22 protein-coding genes are annotated in these 23174 nt (G+C 41.8%); 18 read left to right on the forward strand and 4 right to left on the reverse strand.

What is annotated here, in order from left to right; translation table 11 throughout:
- The first annotated feature begins 3 nt into the window (after positions 1-3).
- The 18 genes from pilV (F907_RS14250) (at position 4) to F907_RS14165 (ending at position 19474) form a co-directional block, all read left to right on the forward strand.
- The gene (gene pilV, locus F907_RS14250; protein WP_016651457.1) at positions 4-525 is read left to right on the forward strand and encodes a type IV pilus modification protein PilV; all 522 of its coding nucleotides are present in this window, start codon (positions 4-6) and stop codon (positions 523-525) included.
- Positions 518-1519, forward strand: a complete 1002-nt coding sequence (locus F907_RS14245) for a PilW family protein (protein ID WP_032861825.1) — start codon at positions 518-520, stop codon at positions 1517-1519. Before pilV (F907_RS14250) ends, F907_RS14245 begins: the two co-directional genes overlap by 8 nt.
- On the forward strand, positions 1516-2229 hold the full coding sequence (locus F907_RS14240; RefSeq protein WP_016651459.1) for a pilus assembly PilX family protein: 714 nt from the start codon (positions 1516-1518) through the stop codon (positions 2227-2229). Before F907_RS14245 ends, F907_RS14240 begins: the two co-directional genes overlap by 4 nt.
- 28 nt (positions 2230-2257) lie before the next feature.
- Positions 2258-6043 carry a pilus assembly protein gene (locus tag F907_RS14235; protein WP_016651460.1) on the forward strand — a complete coding sequence of 1262 codons (3786 nt, stop codon included), beginning with the start codon at positions 2258-2260 and terminating at the stop codon, positions 6041-6043.
- 9 nt (positions 6044-6052) lie between these two features.
- On the forward strand, positions 6053-6640 hold the full coding sequence (locus tag F907_RS14230; protein WP_016651461.1) for a type IV pilin protein: 588 nt from the start codon (positions 6053-6055) through the stop codon (positions 6638-6640).
- A complete protein-coding gene (locus F907_RS14225; protein WP_016651462.1) occupies positions 6640-7077 on the forward strand; it encodes a type IV pilin protein in 438 nt (145 codons plus the stop codon). The genes F907_RS14230 and F907_RS14225 overlap by 1 nt, the downstream gene beginning before the upstream one ends.
- Before the next feature lie 363 nt (positions 7078-7440).
- Positions 7441-8028 (forward strand): GspH/FimT family pseudopilin, encoded by a 588-nt coding sequence (locus tag F907_RS14220; protein WP_016651463.1) that lies wholly within the window; start codon positions 7441-7443, stop codon positions 8026-8028.
- Entirely contained in the window at positions 8025-8513 is a 489-nt protein-coding gene (gene pilV, locus F907_RS14215; protein WP_016651464.1) for a type IV pilus modification protein PilV, read from the forward strand. The genes F907_RS14220 and pilV (F907_RS14215) overlap by 4 nt, the downstream gene beginning before the upstream one ends.
- Position 8514: 1 nt before the next feature.
- Positions 8515-9540, forward strand: a complete 1026-nt coding sequence (locus F907_RS14210; protein WP_016651465.1) for a PilW family protein — start codon at positions 8515-8517, stop codon at positions 9538-9540.
- On the forward strand, positions 9537-10289 hold the full coding sequence (locus F907_RS14205) for a pilus assembly PilX N-terminal domain-containing protein (protein ID WP_016651466.1): 753 nt from the start codon (positions 9537-9539) through the stop codon (positions 10287-10289). The genes F907_RS14210 and F907_RS14205 overlap by 4 nt, the downstream gene beginning before the upstream one ends.
- Positions 10290-10301: 12 nt before the next feature.
- Positions 10302-14810 carry a PilC/PilY family type IV pilus protein gene (locus F907_RS14200; protein ID WP_016651467.1) on the forward strand — a complete coding sequence of 1503 codons (4509 nt, stop codon included), beginning with the start codon at positions 10302-10304 and terminating at the stop codon, positions 14808-14810.
- A 31-nt stretch (positions 14811-14841) separates the two neighbouring features.
- Positions 14842-15327, forward strand: coding sequence for a type IV pilin protein (locus F907_RS14195; protein ID WP_016651468.1), 486 nt, complete (start codon positions 14842-14844; stop codon positions 15325-15327).
- A 163-nt stretch (positions 15328-15490) separates the two neighbouring features.
- A complete protein-coding gene (rpsP, locus tag F907_RS14190; RefSeq protein ID WP_005275906.1) occupies positions 15491-15748 on the forward strand; it encodes a 30S ribosomal protein S16 in 258 nt (85 codons plus the stop codon).
- A gap of 16 nt (positions 15749-15764) precedes the next feature.
- Entirely contained in the window at positions 15765-16313 is a 549-nt protein-coding gene (gene rimM / locus F907_RS14185) for a ribosome maturation factor RimM (protein WP_005275908.1), read from the forward strand.
- 45 nt (positions 16314-16358) lie between these two features.
- Positions 16359-17099 carry a tRNA (guanosine(37)-N1)-methyltransferase TrmD gene (gene trmD, locus F907_RS14180; protein ID WP_005275911.1) on the forward strand — a complete coding sequence of 247 codons (741 nt, stop codon included), beginning with the start codon at positions 16359-16361 and terminating at the stop codon, positions 17097-17099.
- Between the two features lie 192 nt (positions 17100-17291).
- Entirely contained in the window at positions 17292-17663 is a 372-nt protein-coding gene (gene rplS, locus F907_RS14175) for a 50S ribosomal protein L19 (RefSeq protein WP_016651469.1), read from the forward strand.
- Positions 17664-17801: 138 nt separating this feature from the next.
- Positions 17802-18695 carry a tRNA pseudouridine(55) synthase TruB gene (truB, locus tag F907_RS14170; protein WP_016651470.1) on the forward strand — a complete coding sequence of 298 codons (894 nt, stop codon included), beginning with the start codon at positions 17802-17804 and terminating at the stop codon, positions 18693-18695.
- Positions 18696-18706: 11 nt separating this feature from the next.
- Entirely contained in the window at positions 18707-19474 is a 768-nt protein-coding gene (locus F907_RS14165; RefSeq protein WP_016651471.1) for a sulfite exporter TauE/SafE family protein, read from the forward strand.
- A gap of 15 nt (positions 19475-19489) precedes the next feature.
- Here F907_RS14165 and F907_RS14160 read toward each other — a convergent pair whose 3' ends face one another.
- The 4 genes from F907_RS14160 to serA all read right to left on the reverse strand — a co-directional run bounded on the left by F907_RS14160 (position 19490) and on the right by serA (position 23098).
- Complete coding sequence (locus F907_RS14160) at positions 19490-20347, reverse strand: EamA family transporter (RefSeq protein ID WP_016651472.1); 858 nt, start codon at positions 20345-20347, stop codon at positions 19490-19492.
- A gap of 39 nt (positions 20348-20386) precedes the next feature.
- Entirely contained in the window at positions 20387-20857 is a 471-nt protein-coding gene (locus F907_RS14155) for a GNAT family N-acetyltransferase (RefSeq protein WP_016651473.1), read from the reverse strand.
- A gap of 22 nt (positions 20858-20879) precedes the next feature.
- Positions 20880-21761 carry an EamA family transporter gene (locus tag F907_RS14150; RefSeq protein ID WP_005238443.1) on the reverse strand — a complete coding sequence of 294 codons (882 nt, stop codon included), beginning with the start codon at positions 21759-21761 and terminating at the stop codon, positions 20880-20882.
- Between the two features lie 104 nt (positions 21762-21865).
- Entirely contained in the window at positions 21866-23098 is a 1233-nt protein-coding gene (gene serA / locus F907_RS14145; protein WP_005185444.1) for a phosphoglycerate dehydrogenase, read from the reverse strand.
- Between the last annotated feature and the right edge of the window lie 76 nt (positions 23099-23174).

The following is a 23174-nucleotide window of genomic DNA, read 5'->3' on the forward strand; positions in this document are numbered from 1 at the left end:
ATCATGCGATCTCATCAACGGGGGGTAGGGCTAGTTGAAGTCTTGGTAGCTTTGATCCTGTTATCAATTGCTGTACTGGGTTTTGTTGCTTTACAGATGAAGGCAATTGCCGCGAGTCATGAGGCTGGCCGTAATATTCAGGCAATGAATATTGCGCGAGATTTGTCGGAGCGGATACGGAGTAATCGTGATGGACTTCAAGCTTTTAAAGATAAAAATGGTTATACCACTAAAATAATAGCGAGTAAAAATTGTGCGAATGAAAGTGATGCAGTATTTTGCACTGCAGTAGAAATGGCGGCCTATGACTTTGTAAAGGTGAGTAATACTGCAAACGATTTAGGCATGCAATTAGCGATTCAGAATTGCCAAGGAACAGCAAGTTTAAAACGTAAATGTATCTATGTGGCATGGGAAGGAACAACTCCGGATAATGGAACAACAACTTCAAACTGTACCAACGGTGTAGCGTATGTGCCTGAAGCGAAGTGTATTATCGTAGAGGTATATAACTATGATGATTAATCAACAAAAAGGATTAACCTTACTGGAATTAATGATTGCATTATCCTTGGGGTTATTGATCGTTGCCGCTGGTACTGCCGTATTTTTAAGTGGACAACGCTCATTGGGTTTACAGGGCAGTATGGGTGAATTGCAGCAAAATGCAAATTTTGGTTTATCCATGATCACGCATGATTTACGGCATGCCAATTTGAATACGCCTTCAACTCAAAAAGTAAATAATAAACAGGTTGGATCTGGAGTGATCTTTACAACAGCCAATTTGCCATCTTCTTTATCGAAAGTGAATGCCAGTTTATTGACTGGGCAGGCAAAAGATAGTGATGCGACAACAGGGAATAGTGATCAATTGACGATTCAGTTTATTCCTGAGTATCAAGTGACTACGAAAAAAAAATGTAAACAAGATAAGCCTAACTGCACAGCCGATGCAGATAAAGAAGACGTCACTATTTATACTGCGAAAAATGTGGATTGCGAAGGAAACAGACTTGAATTTGATAAGGTCACTACGATTGTCCAACGTTATCACTTGAAAACCGACCCTAACCAAATTGATGGGCAACCAACAGCATATTCTTTGTATTGTGATGCTGGCTATTACCAAGAGGGTGATACGACGATTACAAATATGACAGTGGGGGCAAACGGTACACAACTCATGCAGCGTATAGATACATTCAAAGTGCGTTTAGAAGTAAAAGACATGAATGGAAAACTTCGCTATATGAGTATTAATGATTATTTAGCTTTAATGCCAGTAACCGTTACCGACAGTAAAAATTATTATAATGTTGTGTCGGTTGAAATTGGTTTGTTGGCCCGTTCAACGACGCCATTAAATTCTGAAGCACTGATTGATAATGCAAAAGTATTTAAAATTATAGGAAGTGATGCCACTTTAAATGATGGTCAGCAGAAGGGTTCAAAGTTTCTTCGAGAAGTTTTTAGTCAGGTTGTGGCATTTAGAAATACTCTGGGGGCATCATCATGAAAAAGCAAAATGGTGCAACGCTAATCATGGTTTTGATTATCTTGGTGGTGATTGCTCTTATCGGGACATTGGCTGTCAAGTCGAGTATTCTGGGCTTAAAAATTTCAACGAATAGTCAGGTTCGCTCCTTATTGCTAGAAAATAGTAATTCAGCTTTATTTAATGTTGAAGATCCAAACCAGATTGCCCGCCAATTGGCGCTTGATGGCATGTTTAGTTATTTTAACTCCGTGACTAATCTTGAAGACGAATTGGTTTTTTGTTATCGCCCCGCATCGATGAGTACTTTTTATTCAATGGATAAGGCCAGTGTGATCGAGCAAAATGGTAAAACAACCAAAATGGGGAATACGGGTTTTTGTAAAGTGGGAGAGTTTTCTTCAGGCCGTTCGGCAATTCAGGCGCAGATTTATTTAAAGAAAAATAAAGAGCCGAATGCATCACCTTTTAGTACGGCACCAGCAGCAACCAGTCTAGGACAAAGTGAAGTCCCTGTTGTTGCAAATAATATTGGTGTGACCGTGATTTCAATTTTACCAAGTTATGTTAGTGCTACAGATACACAGATTGAAAATTGTTTTAAACAGACGGCAATTAAGAAAAATGACGATACACAGACGGTCGAAGAGTGTTTTGAAAGCTTAAGTGTGCCTTATAACCTCCAGCATGCAGACTATATTGTTGGCAGTTCGCCAAAGCTCAAGTCTTAATAGATACCTACCTGTAAGAGGTGAAAAAATGAAAAATTTTAATCAAAAACTACTTTCGGCATCGGTATCAATGTTAATGACTATGTCTATATGTCATGTTGTTACTGCTCAAGCCAGTGATATTGATATTTATAAGTTGCCTGATGCAACAGAACTCACCGTTATGATGATGCTAGATTTGTCAGGAAGTATGGATCTAACAGCTGTTTCGGATAATGGACCTTGTGATTTAGGTACGGTGAGTTCTTCAGGTAAAGTAACTGGTGATACCGTGGCAGGAGGTTATAGTACGAACTTTTGTTATACAGGAACAAAAGGTAGGAGTAATATATATTACTATCGTGCTAATAGCGATGAAACAAATTGGTGGAAATGTACCAAGACATCTGACAATACAGTCGCTAACTGTAGTACTCTTATAAATCGGCCTGATAATGAAGAAATTTTTAAATACACAAGATCTACCTTAGGTACTGGTAGTAATAATTTTTATTATTATTATAATTATGGTGAAACGAAACGATATTATGACCGTATTAGCCGTTTAAAAAATTCTTTATATATACTGGCAACTTCAAATGATATTCCTCTGAATACAAAAATAGGTATAGGAACTTTTTCTTATAATGCAGATGGGAATAGAGGATATGTTCGTATCGCAGCAGACCAATGGGGCGCCGTGGGGAGTGTCCAGCGTGATCGAGTATTAACCTTAATTCGAAATTCGGGATTTAAAGGAAGTGGAGGTACGCCAACTTCATCAGCTTATGCAGAGGCAGCAGCTTATTTGTTAGGTACTACAACAGGAGGAAATAGTACATACAGTGGTATTGGTGTTGCAGAGGGTATAAATGTTCGTACAGGTACAAATACTTCAACTTGGAAATATGTCACGCCATTGGATAAGACAAAAGATCCATTATGTTCGGGAAAAGGAATTTATGTTTTAACCGATGGTGAGCCTAATGCGAGTACAAGTGCTATTACCAGTACATTGATGAAAAATGCCTTAAATTTAAGTGGAAACTATTCGTATACAACTGGGTTAACAAATAATGGCTACTATGATAATAATAATTCGTTTAGAAATTATCGATCAGATTGGCAATCGATAGGATCTTTTGCTAAATCTTTAAATACAGGAAGTGTTTTACAGCCTCTTTTTAGTAGTACGCAGCGTAATAATGAACATGTTATTAAAACAGCAGTAGTGGGTTTTGGTTCGGTTTTTGATGTCGCTGATCCAAGAGGAGAAATTCGTAAAGAATTAATTGACCCTAAAACGGGTAATAAAAGAACCTATTATGATTGCAGTAAACTTACAGGTAATGACCAAAAAAATGCTTGTAATTGGGGAATGCAAAGTAAATTTTCTGATGGTACAACAACGACTATTGCAGGTTCAGGGGGATATGGTGAGGGCGGTTTTTATTCTGCATCTTCTACAGAAGAAGTGATTGAGAGTCTTAAAAATTTTGTTGAGGATATGAAGCCTGAGTTTGACCCCATTCCGACAGGTTCACCGACTTTACCTGTAGATGCCTTAAATCCAATACAAATCCAACCTTATGGTTACTATGCAAGGTTTACTCCTAAGCCACAAGAACCTTATCAGCTTTGGATTGGAAATCTTAATAAATATCATATTAAGGATGGTCAATTGTATGACACGACGAAGACGATTCGACTCATTCAAGATAGTGGTCAATTGAATAACGCTGCAAATGGAATTTGGAATGGCGGAGTGCTTGGTAAATTGCCACTAGGAACATTTACCGACACGGCTTCAGGAACACAATCTTCCAATCGGACAGTGTTTACGAACCGCCAAATAAATACGGCAAGCGGTGTAGCTGAAGAAATCAGCAGTCTACAAAGAGTAAACTTAAGAACTTTATTTAATGCGGATGCTGAAGGAACGCTGCGCAATGATCCTAAGAAAAATTATTGGTTAAATATTTTAGGTTATAAAGTTAATGAAAATGCCACCGGCCTAACACTTGCAACCTTACCAACAGATATACAACGTCAATTGGGTGCAACCATGCACTCAAAACCGATTTTATTGACTCAGGAAGGTAAAATTGTTGTTCCAACATCAGGTGATAATAAAGGGCAAGTCACGACAACAGGTCGGAAAGATTATTTGCTATTTGGAAGTAATCAAGGCTCTTTACATGTCATTGAAGTGGGAAGTGATACTGACACGGACAGAGGAAAAGAAGCCTTTACTTTTGTGCCACATGAAATGATGGAGCGGCAACCTAAAGCCTTCTTGAATGAGGGGGCGACAAATGGTGGCCGGGCAAATTTATATTATGGCATGGATGGGGCTTGGACCGCTTATACGCAGTATGTATCCAAAACGGATAAAACTTTAACGGTTGGGACTTCAGGGCGTAAAGATAATGACGGTAAAGATCTCAATCAAAAAGGTTTGCAATGGGTTTATGGTGGTTTACGGATGGGAGGACGAGGCTATTATGGTTTAGATTTGACCAGTCTAAGTAGTCCAAGTTTAAAATTCCATATCAACCCTGATGATGCTGTGGTTAAAGATAATGGTGTTCCTCGACTAGATGCGAGTGGTAAGAAAATACCAGATACGAATAATCCACTAAACTATATGGGACAGAGCTGGTCTAAGCCCACGATTGCATGGGTAAATTGGGGTGGTGTTCGCAAACTGGTTATGTTTGTAGGGGGCGGATATGATGAGGGCTATGAAGCACCAGATTATGACCAAGATAATAATACCACCACACCTAAAAAGGGAGCGGGCGTTTATATGTTCGATGCTGGAAGTGGGGATTTATTATGGTGGGCGAGTGCAAATGTAAGAAGTACGACGACAGGGATTGGAGTGAATGATGCTAATCTAAAATATAGTGTCGTGAGCCAAATTAATGCCGTGGATCGCGATAATGATGGATTAGTTGATCATTTATTTTTTGGTGATTTAGGTGGCCAAGCTTTCCGAATTGATTTAAATAACAAAGCGACATCTACTGCTAATTTCAGTAAGCGGATTGTCCGTTTATATAATGCACATACAACTGCCGGAGCAAGCCCTCGTTTCTATGAAATGCCAAGTTTTTCAGTGCACAGTGGTGTAGATGGTTTATTTGGCGTAGTCGCATTAAGTTCTGGAAATCGGAGTTCTCCTTTGGCGGGAGTACATAGAGTTGATGGGGTAGATACGATCACTACAACTGCGAATGATGCTGTATATGTTATTTATGATAATGATGTAGCTCGTTCAGACTTATATACGATTGCAAACAGCGAATTAAGAACCTCCTCGACCAATACCGGGGTATTGTTAACAACGATCACACCTGCGAGCTTTTCAACTCTACGAGCTGGAATCGATCAAAAAACTGGGGCTAATTATAATGGAGGCTGGAAATACCAGTACGGCACAACTGCGGGTAGATATAAAGGAATGAATGAAATTTATGCCTTGGATGGAATGTTGTATGTCAATGTTTATCATAAGGATGGTACTGGTATTGTAGGTGCATGTGGCTCAGGTGTTATTGGAGATACGGAGCTTTATCAATTCTGTTTGCCTTCAGGGAAATGTAGTTTTTATACAACGGAAACAACAGGCCCAAATAAAACGGTATTAGGGGGAGGTATTCTAGGGACGGGCTTAGGCCTAGGGGTTAGCAATAAATTTAATGAAACAGGTCTGATCGTGAAAAAGCCAGATAATTTCTGTGATGATACTGCGAATAAAAATAAACCTGAATGCCAGCTCTTTGATACTGGTGCTAGATTGCAGCACTTACGCTGGTACGAATCAAGATAAGGTGACCCGATGAAAAAATATCATGGTTTTACTTTGATTGAGCTGATGGTTGTTTTGATAATTGCGGCTATTTTCATGACAATTGCGATTCCAAGTTATCAGAGTTATATGCGTAAACGAGATTTGGCAGTAGCCAAACAAGAAGCTTTACGCATATCCAGTGAATTGGAACGGTTTAAATCCAAAAACTTTAGTTATAAAGGTTTTGATGCATCGTTCTGGTATGCGTACGACGATAACGGTACAAAAAAGAGCTATTATGACAATACTACAGGAAAGCTCTATCTGCCTATAGGCTCAACATCGACAAATGCTAAATATCAGTTAACTTTAGTTGATGGTGGAACTGAGCACAAACCATTAACCATGACTGTAGACAGTAATGGGGTGGAAACTAACAATTCTAAATTGGTAAAAGGATTGAGTTGGGCCATCAAAGTAGAGCGCCTCATCAATGGAGGCGCGACGGAAAAAGACCCTCAAAATTATGATTTATTATTAACTAGCGCGGGGTTGCGCTGTATGACCAAAGCTCAAACAGAAAATCTACAAAAGTATATGGATTGTGGTAGTGCTGATGATGTGGAGAAGTGGTGATGCAATTAACTGATAGAGGCTTTACATTAATTGAACTCATGATTGTTGTTGCAATCATTGCTATTTTAGCGGCCATAGCTTATCCATCTTATCAGGACTATGTAAAACGGACTAAGCGCACTGATGTACAGAGCGAAATGATGACTATCGCACAAAGGTTGCAAAGTTATCGTGTGATTAATCATAAATATACCAATGCTAAATTGGATAATGGAGCATTAACAAAAAATTATCCGACATCTAATGCGTCTTATACGATTACTTTAATACCCGCTGATCAGACTTGGGTACTTACAGCAACGCCAATAAATGGGCAAGTTGGTGATGGGCATGTGGTATTAAATAATCAAGGACATAAATGCTGGACCAAAGCTTCTGACAAAAATAGTGGTACAGCATGTACGCCATCTGCGACAACAAACTGGGATGGTCGTTAACGTTTCACAGTATTTTTAATGTTTTACAAGAGCAAACCTAAATCTGGTTTGCTTTTTTATGCTTATTATTTAACATTTTTAACAACAATAATTAATGAATGTGATCTATTTATCATTTATCTGCTGTTATCTACCTTTTATCTCTTAAGGGTGGATTTAAGTGTATTTTCGATGGAAATTGATATTAAACATGAAAACAATCACGAAAAATAACGTTCATTTCATTCATATAACAATTTGATTTTACTGACTTAAGAGTTCCTTATTTATACAGTCAAGATGAAATAATTTGTAAGATGAATTGAATAAAAATTAACTGAAATGTTCGTTAAAACAAAAAGATTTGTGCATATGGAGGACTGTATGCAACAAGCATATTCTGACTTACAGCCTCGCTCTGCAGCTTCTCGCTTTGCGATAGGGCCGAGTGTTGTCCAACATCATCCGTTCAACTTCGAGCGTAGCTCTCCGTCTTGCGCTCAGACAAAGCAGAGCTTTGTTCATCTTCGCTCAGGATTTACCTTAGTTGAGTTGATTGTCACGATCGCTGTTTTAGCCATTATTGCAGTGATAGCAGCGCCGTCATTCGCAACGATGTATAGTCGCCAAAAATTAGAATCTTCTGCACGTGAACTGATCATGAAAGTTTCGGAAGCAAGGAGTCAAGCCGTTTTACTTCGTCAAACTACTGGGCTCTGCCTGTCTTCTTTATCTGAAGATGATTGTGCAACTGTACTCGCCATTCCAAATACAGAGACGCAACGTATCTTTGTCGTCCGTTTAGATAATGGGGTAAACAGCGCAAATAACTCATCGACCAATCTTAGTTTTAGGAAAAATGGCAGTCTTGCAGCGCAAAAGGACTTTATTTTACAGCGCCAAAATCTTTCTTATTGTATCCGGGTGGGGGTGATTGGAGATACTACAATCAAAGAAGGAGCTTGCACGTGAATATTCAAAAACAAAAAGGTGTCGGGCTGGTCGAAGTTTTGGTTGCCCTCGTTCTTTTGGCAATTAGTGTGCTGGGCTTTGCTGCTTTGCAATTAAAAGCAATTGATTCCAGTTTCGAAGCCAATAAACAGGTTCTGGCACTTACCATTGCACGTGATCTTGCAGAACGGATGCGAGCCAATCCACAAGCAACGCGTGCTGGGAAATATAAGGTGAAAGCAGTTGAAGTCCCTAAAGCAGAAGTCCCAACGATCGCGGATAAACCTGAAAAGATTGCCTTACAAGACTTACAGAAGGCTGCGCTTGAGGCTCAAAACAATGGCATGAATCTGGCGGTCGACCAATGTCCAGCAGGCAATAACCGGCAATGTATTTATGTGGCTTGGGATGGAACCAATTTAGCAGGTGATCAAGGCATCGCCGCATGTATCAAAGATGGTGCATATGTTTCAGGATCGCATTGTTTGTTTTTGGAGGCATACTGAAATGGAAACAGGCCTCTTATATTCAAGATCTCGTCAAGCACAAGCAGGATTTACCCTGATTGAGTTAATGATTTCTCTTACCTTGGGATTGTTGATCGTTGCTGCCGCTATTCAGCTGTTTATTACAGGAATCACCAGTTATAAGTTACAAAAAGCCATGGCGCATATTCAAGACAATGCCAGTCTCGGCTTGAACTTTATTGTTGACGATATTCGTAAAGCCAATCTCAGCTCCACCGTCCCTGCAATTAATGATCAAACCAGCTATGCCGGAATTTTACTGAGTTCGAATAATGTCGGCGGAAACATTGACCTGAATTGTACGGATTGTTTTTCGAATAATCAGATTGCCAGTTTTGGCAATGCCAATGTGGCGGGATTGACCAATGATCAGTTAATGATTCGTTATCAGGCACCGCAAGGGGGGCTGGATTGTTCTGGTCAAAATGTAGCAAATGGGACTTTTGTGATCCAGCGCTACTATGTCGGTTCTACTTCTACAGATTTACGCCAATCTTTGCGTTGTCAGGCTGCCCAATATACACAGGCGATGCTCGATGCAAAAACCACAACAGACCGACTCAAACTGGTTTGGGGCGAAAGTCAGGTCATTTTACCCAATGTGGATCTTTTTCAGATTCGGTTAGGGTATATGGATGGTGAGCTCAATAGTGCGAATAGCATGATCGCCTATACAGACGTTAAAAATTATATGGCTTTAACCGCAGCTAAAAAAAATATTGATGGCATTACACAGACGGTTCGTCCCTATGTACATGCCATTCAAATCGGTGTTTTAGTGCGTTCTGATGATAAGACCGGAGACCAGTCGGTCATTAAACAAAGAAATAAAGAACCATTCCAAGTGCTCGGCACGAAGGTCAATCTTACCCCTGCATCTCAAGATACTTATTTAAGACAAGTGGTTGATCAAACGATCTCATTGAGAAATGCAATGGGCTGGGTTTCAGAGGGGTGTGATAGCAGTAAAAGCTCAAGCTGTACAAATGGGGGGGCTGGAACATGATAAAAACGCACCGTGGTTCAACCTTGATTATTGTTTTGATGATTGTGCTGATGATTACCATTGTGGGCACACTGGCAATTCGGCAAAGTATCAGTTCGCTTAAATTAGTCAGTAACCATCAAATACAGACGCTACTGGCACAAAATGCGGATACTGCACTGATGTATTTTCAGGATCCCAATACCCAGCAAAATTTAGCTTCTGCCAATGGTGTCGTTGGTTTCTTTAAAAATGAAAATAATAAAAATGCTGAACTGGTCTTCTGCTTTTCAGGAACAGATCCATTTGCCCTAACCAAAGCTGCGTATCGCTTAAACAGTGCCAGCTTTGAGCCCATGGCAAGCAATGCTGGGATGTGTAAAGTTGATTCGAGTAACTCAGCCAATGATACAGCTTCTCAATCGAGTGGCCGTAAACAAGTGGTGACACAGGTTTATATCAAAAGAGAAATCAACCCTACAGCACCTTTTGCAGATTTATCTCGTGGAACAGAAGTATTTGGTGCAAAAACTGAAAATAATATTCGCTTACGGGTCTATGTGGTGTCCGTGATGCAAGGCTTATTAACCTCGGATGCCTTATTTAAAGCAGATAGTGATATTAACAAAGGTTGTTTAACTAAAAGTATCGACAATAACGGTGCCAATGATGTTGCCACTTGCTTAAAACAGAATACAGAAAAACCGTTATATAACATACAAGTCGCAGAATATCGTTTCTTGTCTGACTTTGAACCTTCGAGTTCATAAGGGAGAAATGTCATGAATAATAATAAGATAGAAAAATTGACGCAGGGTGATCAACATAAAAACAAAATGCAGTATTTATGGTTGGGCTCTACGGTCCTGTCTAGCCTGCTTGTACTTTCTTCTGTTGCGTCTGCGAGCGATATTGAAATTTATCAACCTGCGGCCGGGAATAAGAAACGCCTGATGCTGATGGTGGATCAATCCCGAAGTATGGGCGGTGCAGGTCTTTTAGACTTAGTCAAAGATTACCCATTATGTATTGATCAGGGCGTTACCGATGTATTGGGTAAAAATGGCTTGAATTTGGGAATCAAGATCGCGGGTCAAACCGATTTGATTAATGTCACCAAAGAGGCCACTGATCTTATCAATAAAGCCATTTTAAAAGGTCTGCTCGGCAATGGCCAAGGTCAGGGGCTGCTAGATTCGATTGCTGAAATTAAAACGGAACAGCCGAGTACGGCTTATCCATTTCCGCGTCAATCCTGTACGGTGGTTACTACAGATGCAACGGTACGCTTGTTGGATAACTTGCTGAGTGGCTTGTTGGGGGTGAAAACAGGGTTATCTGCAGAACAATATATCCGTGAAACCTGTGACCCACTGATTGATATTAGCCTACTTAAATCCATTACTAACTCTTCAACGGTCGGGATTTATCGTTGTTATGATAAAAATTCGCGCGTTCGTATGGCATTGACGGATGTTTTAAAAGGGAAAAAAGGGGGCGGTGGTCTGCCAGATATCGATCAAATCCCAGATAGTACAATGGTCGGGCTATCCATTTCACCTTATAACCAAACGCTAAATGATCGCGCTGGTGCGATTGTTTTTGAACCTAAATTACTCAGTGATATTTATCTTTATAACGGGAAAACTCAAACCCATCGTCAGCATATGATTGACTATATTGCCAGTGCCAATATGGACTCCAAAGGTGAGTTTAGCCTGCAAAGTTTACTCATGATTGTACCTAAACTCGTAGGAGGATTACTCAATGATGTGGTTGCAACACTGGGCAAAATTTTAAGTAATCCACTGGATGCGGTGAGTGAGTTATTGAATCTGGAAAATACCAATAATGCCCTGAATGATGTGCTGACCATGTTAGGCCTGGGTGGCAATAACCCAATGGCTAGTGCCTATGCGGAAACAGGTGCATACTTGTTAGGTAATACCACCAAGGGAACTGGTGCCAGACAATATGCGAAGCGGAATGCCTTATTAGGGCTATTGGGAGTACCATTATTATGGACTGATTATGAATGTAAGGCGTGGAAAGCCGATGGCATGACCTGTGATGATTGGAAATATGCTGTTCTGTTAAGTACCAGTGGCTATAAAAAAGTCGATGGCAACCTGTTAAATGTACTGGGTATTTTACAGGTCGGGAAACAAGAAATCTTTTATGAATACCGTGCAGATGTCGATGCAAAATATAGTGGTTTTAGTGATAGCCAGAAAAATAACAGCACCATTAATCCACTGATTAAAAGCAATGGTAGCTTCTATCAGGCACCATCGACAGCCCCACAATGCGATGCCAATGGTTTAATGGTGATTGCGGGTGGGGTGCCAACGATAGCACCGACATTGACGGACTCGTTATTGCAACCGCAAGGCAGCCAATCCGATGCGACCAAAGTTGCCATGGAACGTTTAATGGCCCGTTCATTGGACAGCAGCCAAACACTCAATATTCAATATAAAGATGGGCGCTTGAATGATAATTGGGGCTTTAGATGTAATTCTGCCGATTTAAAAGCGACCACTTTGGGGAATAATAAAAACGCAAACGATAATACGGATTTTGCAACCTGGCAGTGCATTGGTGCCTATGCCCGAGATATTCGAGCACTAAAAGCCAACCCGATTAAAACCGCCGTCATTGGACTGGATCGGTCGTTTTTACAGCTTCCCAATTATATTGCAGGACAAGAAAATAGTTCGGATACCAAAGGCTTGACTCAAATTTCAAGTACCAATGTGGCGCAAGATCAATTGTTAACTGGGATTGTGCCGAAGGCTGTTCGGGATTTATTGGGCGTAACAGGTTCGCTGCTTGATGGCCTATTGCCAAATAGCTTGATCGGAAGTGGCTTAACCACAGGAATTACCAGTCTATTGGATCGCTTGTTACCTCGTAACCCAGAGGACATCAAAAATATGGCACGCTGGGGGGTCATTGGCGGGGGCGGTTGGTATAACGCCGCCAATAGCCAGAATATTGCACAAAGTATTCGCGATTTTCACGATAATTTAGGGGTGACGGCTGGTGATCCTATTGGTTTGCAAACGTTGCCTGAGGATCCGTTGACGCCATATCGGATGAGCAATGAAGTCTATAAAAGTATGTTTGAACCAACAGAAAAAGCCAGTTGGTTTGGTAACTTTAAAAAATACTATGTCGAAACCGATAATTCGATTAATAAACTGAAAGATGCATGGGATGCAACGTCAACAAGCTACGATGTGCAAGATTGGAATAAGGGCGGCGTACTTGCCAAGCTTAAAAATTTGAAAAATAAAACGGACAATTCCGATCCGACCAAACCAATCATTACAGAACGTCAGGTCCTGATAAATCGGGATTGCCAGCAAATTGACAATACCTCTACTTATCAATTTACAGAGGTTGGTGGGCTGAAAACCCTGACGAATAAATATCTAGATGTGAAATGTGGTTCAGGAACTTCAGCTGTTACAGATGCTAAAGGCTATTTGTTAATGAATTTGTTGGGCTATAACGTGGGAAATGCGGCTAGTACGGCAGATCTGACTGAAGCGAATCGAACCAATTGGCAGGTTGGCATGAACTTGCATTCAACCCCAGTCAAACTCACCCAAGAAGCAACTTTTAATGCGGATAATAGTATTAAAGAGCGCAAGGATTATATGCTGTTTGGTACAACACAAGGTTTATTGCATGTCGTTGATGCCAAAACGGGTGAAGAAAGCTTTGCTTTTGTTCCCAATGAAATGCTGGAAAATACTCAACAGAGCAAGGCATTCTTGGACAAAGCGACAGGCGTTAAAGCAAATATGGCTTATGGGATTGATGGTGCATGGACCATCTATAGTGAATACGTCTATGGAATGAAGGCACTAAGCAGCGGCAGTACTAGTAGTGCAGTGGTTGCAACCGTTGGTGAAATTAAAAAAGGTGATCAGGTCCTCGCAAAAGGGAAACAAATTGCTTATGGTGGTTTGCGTATGGGCGGTCGTAGTTATTATGCTTTGGATCTGAGTGATCTCACACGTCCAAAACTGAAGTTCCATATCGATCCAGATAATAATCGCATTATTAGTCTACAAGCAGATGGGAGCTATAAAACCACCACCAATACGGTTTTAGCAGCTATGGGGCAGAGTTGGTCTAAGCCAACCATTGCAACGGTGATGTATAAAGGTGCTGCGAAACGCGTGATGCTGGTGGGTGGTGGCTATGATATGGAGTATGAAAAAGTCACACCAAGCATTAGCAATACGACCAAAGGCCGTATGATTTATATGTTTGATGCCGATAATGGAGATTTGATCTGGTATGCAGGTGGAGACAATTCAAGCACCTCATGTGATCAAGGAGATAGTAACCTTGGTTTAAGAATGAAAGACCTATATAGCGTGGTAAGTCGTATCAATGTTGTAGATCGTGATGGCGATGGCATCGCAGATCATCTGTATTTTGGTGATTTGGGTGGGCAGGTTTGGCGCATCGATTTAGGCAAAGATTTTGGCTTAAAAGGTGGCGGGTGTGGCCGTTATAGCATGTTGTTTAAAGACAGCAATAGCCGTTTTTATGAAGCCCCTAATTTTAGTGTCTATGGCTATGAACAACCACTGGCGGTACTAAGTATTGCCTCAGGCAATCGTAGCTTGCCTTATAGTGATAAAAATTCAAGCAGCACGATCTATAATCTTTTTGATCAGGATGTGGTTAGTCGTAACTTTAATGCTGCGGGGAATGCAAATAGCAGCATACCTAAGCTATTAACAACTGATCTTAAAACCATGTTCACGGCAACTGATCTCAAAGGGAAAAATTTAGTCCAAGTCAAAGCGATGATGCCAAATGGCTGGTATGTGCTGGCCAATACGGTGGTTGGAAAAGAACTAGATGCACAAGGCAGTGAAGTTAGTCTGACCAATCAGGCTGGCAGCAAAGTGTTGAACGAAATGGTGGTCATGAATAAGAGCCTGTATGCCAGTGTTTATAATCCAAATACCAGTGTTGGGAATGGGTGTAAAATACAGGCCAATGGGGCAACCACGGTTCAACGCTTCTGCTTACCTTTTGGTGTCTGTGAGCAAGACGTTAAGGACGTGACTATGAGCTTTGGTGCTGGACACGGGATCGTTGATTCGATGGTCGGTGCGGGCATAGGCCTAGGTGATAAAAATGGTTTGACGCGGCAACTACTCAATCCAAATGCAAAAGACAAAATTGGTAATAGCAAACTTCCTATCAATACCATGCGCCGCCAATTGGTTCCACTGACTTGGTACGAGCGTAATGAATAACAATAAGTTGAGCTGTCAATCTGAGACCATCATGAATCAACGTTATATGCTGAGTCGTTCTGGTTTCACTTTGATCGAGCTGATGATTACGGTGGCGATCGTTGCAATTATTGCGGCGATCGCGATCCCCAGTTATGACGTCTATATTCGCCGTGCAGATTTAGCGACAGCACAACAAGAAATGCTGAAAGTTGCAGCGCTATTGGAAAAGCATCGAGCTCGCAATTTTAGTTATGATGGTTTTGTGCTTAAAGGGACGGCAACGAATCAGGGGGCGTATTATGCAGTGCCTACGGCGACCAATACCAGTTTACTGCTGCCTTTGAATGCCAGCAGTGGCGATCAGAAGTTTAGCCTAACTTTAACGGTTAACTCCCAAGCATGGTCTTTGCAAGCGGTCAGCCAAAGTCCAAGGAATTATTCCTTGCTGATGACGAGTACGGGCTTTAAGTGTAAGACTAAAACGGTTGCCAATATGACCTCATCAAGTTGTGGCAATAGTGCTGAAGACTGGTAACTCAGCAGATTTTATAGATTAAATTCACAGCTGTGGATAACTCGAAAAATAATCTTTATTTCAAAGTCAATTTAACGTAGAATATCGCCCTCTATGAAAGGGGTTTGAAGTGTTGCCGATGGTCGGCGCAGGGATAATCCGTAAAAATTATAAGGTTGTTCTCATGGTTGTTATTCGTTTAGCGCGCGGTGGTGCAAAAAAACGTCCATTCTATCAAATCGTTGTGACTGATAGCCGTAACGCACGTGACGGTCGTTTCATCGAGCGTATTGGTTTCTTTAACCCAACTGCACAAGGTAAAGCTGAAAAAGTTCGTTTAGATGCTGACCGTTTTGCACACTGGGTTGCTCAAGGTGCTCAACCTTCAGATCGTGTTGCTTCTTTAGCTGCTCAAGCTAAAAAAGCTGCAACTACTGCATAATTGTAGTAGGTAGCCCATGACATCGACACAGAATGTGCCAGAAGATCGTATTCAGATTGGACAGTTACGTTCAGCTTATGGATTGAATGGGTGGCTCTGGGTTTACTCTAATACAGAACCTATGAGCAATATGTTTGACTACCTTCCTTGGTACATTGAGACCAAGGCAGGTTGGCAAACGATTGATGTGAAACGTTGGAAACCACATGGCAAAGGCTTGGTTGTTGCATTAAAAGACGTAAATGATCGTACTGGTGCAGAAAACTTGGTTGGCGCAAATATCTGGATTGCCAAATCACAGCTTCCAAAAGCAGATGTAGACGAGTATTACTGGTCTGATCTCAAAGGCTTAACCGTGTTAGGTCTTGGAGAGGATGAACAGGAAGTCAATCTTGGTCAAATCTACGAACTGTTTGAAACAGGTGCCAATGATGTCATGGTCGTAAAAGCGACGCCTGACAGTATTGATGCTGAAGAGCGAATGATTCCTTGGCATAAAGATGTGGTACAGCGTGTTGATCTTGAAGCTGGTCGTATTTACGTCAATTGGGGCGTAGACTACTAATCCTTTCGGGGACAGTAGCGCAGCAGGAAAATAGAGGAGTCTGCGGTGTTTTTTGCAGTCATCACATTGTTTCCTGAAATGTTTGAAGCGATTACAGCGTACGGGATTAGCGGACGTGCGGCAAAGCGTGACATCGTGCAAGTGACTTGCATTAACCCACGAGATTTTGCTGAGGGCAATTACAAGCGAGTGGATGAACGTCCTTTCGGTGGTGGCCCTGGTATGGTGATGATGGCTGAGCCTTTGGCACAAGCAATTAGCCATGCCAAACAACTTGCAATGCAAGCAGGCTGTGTTCATGCCCCAGTGGTGTATATGTCACCGCAAGGCAAGACCTTGAATGAGCAGGCAGTACAACAATTCGTTGATTATGATGGTTTGATTGTATTGTGTGGGCGTTATGAGGGCGTCGATGAGCGTTTAATCCAGCATTATGTTGACCAAGAATGGTCAATCGGGGATTACGTGTTATCGGGTGGTGAACTTCCTGCCATGGTGTTGCTGGATAGTATTATTCGTCGATTGCCGAATGTCATGTCTGACGAGCAATCTGCGATACAAGATTCTTTTGTAGATGGTTTACTGGACTGTCCACAATATACCAAGCCTGATCATTTTGAAGGGCTGGATGTGCCTGAGGTACTTAAATCAGGACATCATGCCAATATTGAGAAATGGCGTTTTTTGCAGCGTTATCAACGAACTTTAGAGCGTCGACCAGAATTGGTGGAAAAAGTAGAGTTGACCAAACAGCAAATTAAATGGTTAAAAAATTCGAAAGGTTAAACTGGTACCAGTTGATCTTCGCACCCAACGAGAAGCTTTGCTTCGAGTTCTACTTAAACCTAGTTTAAGTTAAAAATAGGCTCTTTAAGACGTTTGTCTTAAGGGGAAAGTTAAACGGGAGATATGCGCTTTAGCCTCTATTCCCAGCGGTGTCAGAGACCTCTTCTCTCCCGCACATATTGGAGATTCCACATGAGTGGTAAACATCCTTTAGTTCAAGCTGTTGAAAATGCACAGTTAAAATCAGACATCCCTGTTTTTGCACCGGGCGATACAGTTATCGTTCAAGTTAAAGTAAAAGAGGGTGACCGTGAGCGTCTTCAAGCATTTGAAGGTGTTGTAATCGCGAAGAAAAACCGTGGTTTAAACTCTGCTTTCACAGTTCGTAAAATCTCTAGCGGTGTTGGTGTTGAGCGTGTTTTCCAAACTCACTCTCCAATCGTTGCTAAGATCGAAGTGAAACGTCGTGGTGACGTTCGTCGTGCTAAACTTTACTACCTACGCGAGTTGTCTGGTAAAGCTGCACGTATTCGTGAAAAGTTACCAGCTCGTAAACAAGGTTAATTTTAACTTTGTTTTAAAGCGAAAAAATGCGCCTTTGGCGCATTTTTTTATGCCTGTTTGCGTCGACAAGCACTTTCTTTTTAATAATCTCAGACCTGATTTTGCTAAAATAGGTCTTTATACGTTGACTTTTCTTTTATGAAAAAAAGTTCTTATCGCCATTTGAGCGGTGTTTTCCTATTAAATAAACCTTTAGGTTTGAGCTCTAATTCTGCACTTCAAAAAGTCCGTCGTCTGTTTAATGCACAAAAAGCAGGGCATACGGGTGCCTTGGATCCATTGGCAACAGGGTTATTGCCAATCTGTTTGGGTGAAGCCACCAAGTTCTCACATTATTTACTGGATTCAACCAAACGTTATCAAACTACGGTGAAATTGGGACAAACCACAGCAACAGGGGATGTTGAAGGTGAAATTCTGCAACAGAGAGAAGTACCTGCATTGACGCAAGAACGGATTGAGCAAATACTTGAGCAATTCCGTGGTGATATTCAGCAAGTACCGCCGATGTATTCAGCGTTAAAACGTGATGGTCGTCCACTCTATGAATTGGCGCGTAAAGGCATTGAGATTGAGCGCGAAGCACGTCCAGTCACCATCTATGACTTAAGCTTGGTTGATTTTACGGAAGATAGCTTAACGCTGGATGTGACTTGCTCAAAAGGGACCTATATTCGTGTCTTAGGTGAAGACATTGGCGAGGCTTTGGGCTGCGGTGGGCATCTAACCCAATTGCACCGTACTCAAACAGGTCACTTTGAGATTAATCCAAGTTATACTATTGAATATTTAGAAGGTCTTTCGCTCGAACAGCGCGATGCATTATTGCTGCCAGTCTATGCACCCGTTGAGCATTTTCCGCGTGTGCAATTGCCTGAAGGCCGTGAAAAGTATTTCGGCAATGGTCAGGAAAGCAATATTGAGCATGAAGCTGCGGCTGAAGTGCTGGTGTTTGACGGTGAACGTTGCTTAGGTTTGGCTGAAATCACCGATAAAAAACGTCTGGTACCGAAACGCTTGTTAAATCTATAAGAGTAAAGTCAATGGAATGGGAACTGATTCTAACACTGGTGTTCTTTGCTTTTTGTGCGGGAACAATTGATGCGGCCGTCGGTGGCGGCGGGTTGATTCAGATTCCTGCATTGATGGGAGCTTTACCACAAACTGCACCTGCGACCTTATTTGGGACCAATAAATTAGCCTCCATTTGCGGCACAGGTTCGGCTGCATTTTCATTTGTACGTCGGGTCAAATTGCAATGGTCATTACTGGGTGTGATTGCACTATTTGCCTTTATCAGCTCTTTTATTGGGGCGGCCTGTGTATCATTGGTGCCGACGCATATTTTAAGACCGATTGTCTTGATCATGCTGATCGTGATTGCGATTTATACCTTTATGAAAAAGCAATTCGGGCAAGTGCACGTCGATCAACAAATTACACCTAAGTTACTGCTACTGGCTGCGATTGGTAGCTTAGCGATTGGTTTCTATGATGGTATTTTTGGCCCAGGGACAGGCAGTTTCTTTATTTTCTTTTTTATCCGCTTTTTACAGGTGGATTTTCTACATGCTTCAGCCTTGTCGAAAATTGGCAATTTCATGACCAATCTGGCGGCATTAAGCTTCTTTATTCCGACAGGACATGTGCTGTTTACATTGGGCCTGATGATGGCGGTTGCCAATATTGCGGGCTCATTATTGGGTGTGCGTTTGGCTTTAAAATACGGTAGTGGCTTTATCCGTATTTTATTCCTGATATTGGTCAGTATTTTAATCTGTCGATTGGGCTATCAGATCATTACTAGCTAGAAGCCTAGACATAGACTAGGCTTTCCCTCCGCGTAAAGTAACACCAATCGAAGCCACCATAATACAGGCCAATGCCACCCATTGAATCAAGCTAATGCGTTCATGTAGCAGTACCAGACCTGCTAAAGCAGCTAATGCAGGCGCAAGACTGGAAAGCGTTCCATAACTCAATTTACTTAAGCGTTTCAGTGCCATTAAATCCAAGGCATAAGGAATCGCAGTTGCGAGTAGGGCAATCACCAGCGCTTTGCCCCAATATTGAGTGTCTAGCAGTACAGGCGCGTTATTCCATAGACCAAAAGGAAGTAAGGTTAGTGCGGATAAACCGATGGCAATGGTCAGTGCATGCATGCCAATATTCTGTTGCACTACGCGATGCCCGTAATAGATATATAAAGCCCAAAAGAACCCTGCACCAAGTGCACATGCTGCACCGATATAGGAAAAATGCTGTGCATGGGCATCGTGCCACGGCACCATTAAGGCAATGCCCAAAATAGCAAAGGCCACCCAAATATAATCACTACGCTGTTTAATCGAGAGTAGAGCCAAACCCAGTGGGCCAATAAACTCTAAACCCACCGCAATGCCTTGAGGTAACTTGCCTAAAGAGGTGTAAAACAAGATGTTCATACAGCCCAGTGCAGCACTATAGCAAAGTAAATCTCGCCATTTCAGTTCTTTTAATTTGGAAATGATTTTCCATGAACGGAACATAACCGCGACCAGAAGGGTGGCAAAACACAGTCTTAAAATCGTTACAGTGAGCGGATCCAGTGTCGCAATTAACTGCTTGGCAAAGGACGCACTGATTTGATAAGACAGCATGGATAAAACCATGTACAGTATTGCGACCAACTGGATATTTTTCATGTGTATAGCCACTCCATGCATAGAACGACGATAAGGTGTTTAGCCATGAGAATGTATTCCTTGTAAATAAAAACAAGACCATGTCTTTTTGATGGCTTCATTGATATCGAGTTGAAATTCAAAAGCGATTTGATTTTCTCGGATGACTTTAAAACCTAACTGTTTATGGAATTTTATAGATAAGGTATTACTTTTGAATGCGTGGCTGATTATAGTTGTAGCCTGTTTAGCTTCAATAAATTGAATAAACTGCGAAAGTAATGACGCAAATACCTTCCGTGTTCGGTGCTTTGGGTGAACCACTAAAATTGGAATAAACCATCTCTGCTGTTCCATGTGCTCAACAGTGAAATAGCCTAATAATTGCTGATTTTTTCGATACTCAAATACATAACCTTGATTTGAAGCGCTAATTAATGAGGCTAAATAGGATGCGTGATCAATCGGCTTACCTGCATGCTCAGACAAGTTTTTTAAGGTCATCAATGTGAGTTCTAAATATTCTTCCATATGCAATTACTGAATCTGCTGATTATCCAGCCTCTTTTTGCTGTCGCGCTTGTTGCGTGGTAAAGGTACAGCCAATTGAGGCAATAATAATCGTGCCCAGTGCTAGCCATTGATTCCAAAGCAACATTTCACCGAGAAAGATAAAACCTGAGAGTGCAGCCACTGCGGGTTCCAGACTCATTAAGGTACCAAAACTCAGTGGGGTTAAGCTACGTAGGGCGATCATTTCTAGGGTAAAGGGTAAGGCACTGGCTAATATCGCAAGCCCGATAAAATAGTACAAATTGGGTAGTTCAAAGACCCGATCAATCGCCCCTGAAAAGAGTGCAAAAGGCAGCAGGCAGAGCATACCAATTGACATGCCTAAGCAAACGGTATGATTGCCAGAGATGCCCGAAGGTTTTTGCCCTGCAATAATATACAGCGCCCAACATGCACCGGCACTCACCGCAAACATTACACCGACTAAATCTAGACCTTGCTGTGCCTGTTGCAAAGGAAACAGCAGGATTAAGCCTAAAATGGCACAGCCGACCCAAATAAAGTCGTATTTTTGCCGAGCATGATACAGCGCGACACTTAAAGGGCCGATAAATTCAAAGGCAACGGCAAGGCCTAGTGGTAAGCGTTCAAGTGATAAATAGAACAGGGCATTCATCCCTGCAAGGGCAACCCCATAAGTCAGAATGGCTTTCCAGCGTACCACTTTGAAGTTGATGGTCCAGATTTTAAAAATCACGGCCAGAATCAGCGCACCAAAAAACAGGCGCATGGCCGAGACTGTTAGGACGGGAAAGCTTTGGAACAGAATTTTGGCCAAAGAACCACTGCCTTGCACACACAACATGGCAATCATCAACAGCAATAAAGCATGCAGTGGTGTTTTTAGTACAGGGCTAGACATCTTATTTTTTTAACATTCAGTATAATATTCACATAATAAGTCAAACGCCTATAAAAAAGCCACAGCGAATGCTGTGGCTTTTTTAGCATTGTTCTAAATGTTGTTTAGAACAATACGCGAACGCGGATCGTGCCTTCAACGTGGTTCAAGGTATCAAGCGCTTCTTGAGAAGCAGATGCGTCAACATCCATTACCAAGTAACCGATATCACCTTTAGTCATTAACGACTGACCAGAGATATTGATGCCTTGTTCAGCGAACAAGGTGTTGATCTTCGATAATACACCTGGAACGTTTTTGTGGATGTGAAGCAAACGGTGCTGACCATCAGAAAGCGGTAATGCGATTTCTGGGAAGTTCACCGCAGAAAGGGTCATCCCTTTGTCTGAATAAGCAACGAATTTTTCAGCCACTTCCAAACCGATGTTCGCTTGCGCTTCCATGGTCGAGCCACCCACGTGCGGGGTTAAGATCACGTTGTCTAAACCACGAAGTGGAGACAAGAATTCTTCACCATTGGCTTTTGGTTCTTTCGGGAATACGTCAACTGCGGCACCCGCGATGTGACCAGATTTGATCGCATCGGCTAAATCTTCGATCACCACACAAGTACCACGTGCTGCGTTCAAGAAAATTGAGCCTTTTTTCATTTTCGCGAATTGTTCTTTTTTGAAGAAGTTGCGCGTAGATGGTACGTCTGGAACATGTAGAGTCACCACATCCGCAGTTTCTAATAGTTCATCTAAAGAGCCCACTTGACGTGCATTACCCAATGGCAATTTAGTCACGGCATCAAAATAGATGACTTTCATACCCAAGCTTTCTGCCAATACAGAAAGTTGTGAACCGATCGAGCCATAACCGACGATACCTAAAGTCTTACCACGAGTTTCAAACGAACCCACCGCAGCTTTATTCCAACCGCCCGCATGGGTATCTTTCGATTTTTCAGGTACACGACGAAGTAACAAAATGGTTTCAGCAAGAACCAATTCTGCAACCGAACGTGTATTTGAATACGGTGCGTTGAAAACAGGGATACCACGAGACATCGCCGCTTTTAAATCGACTTGGTTGGTACCAATACAGAAACAGCCAACCGCGATCAATTTGTTCGCAGCTGCAAAGATTTCTTCAGTCAATTGAGTACGGGAACGAATACCGATGAAGTGCGCGTCTTTAACCGCTTCTTTCAAAGCGTCGCCTTCAAGCGCAGTTTTGTGGTAGTCGATGTTGGTATAACCCGCTGCATTTAAGGTATCGATGGCATTTTGATGCACACCTTCTAACAGAAGGAAACGGATTTTGTCTTTAGGTAGTGATAGATGTTGGCTCATTACGGCTCCGCTACAAAGGCCAAAATTTAGTTGCAGTACTATAGCATAGAGCTTTGAGATATAAATATTTGGTTTA

The sequence above is a fragment of the Acinetobacter colistiniresistens genome, from assembly GCF_000413935.1.
Classification (GTDB): Bacteria; Pseudomonadota; Gammaproteobacteria; order Pseudomonadales; family Moraxellaceae; genus Acinetobacter; species Acinetobacter colistiniresistens.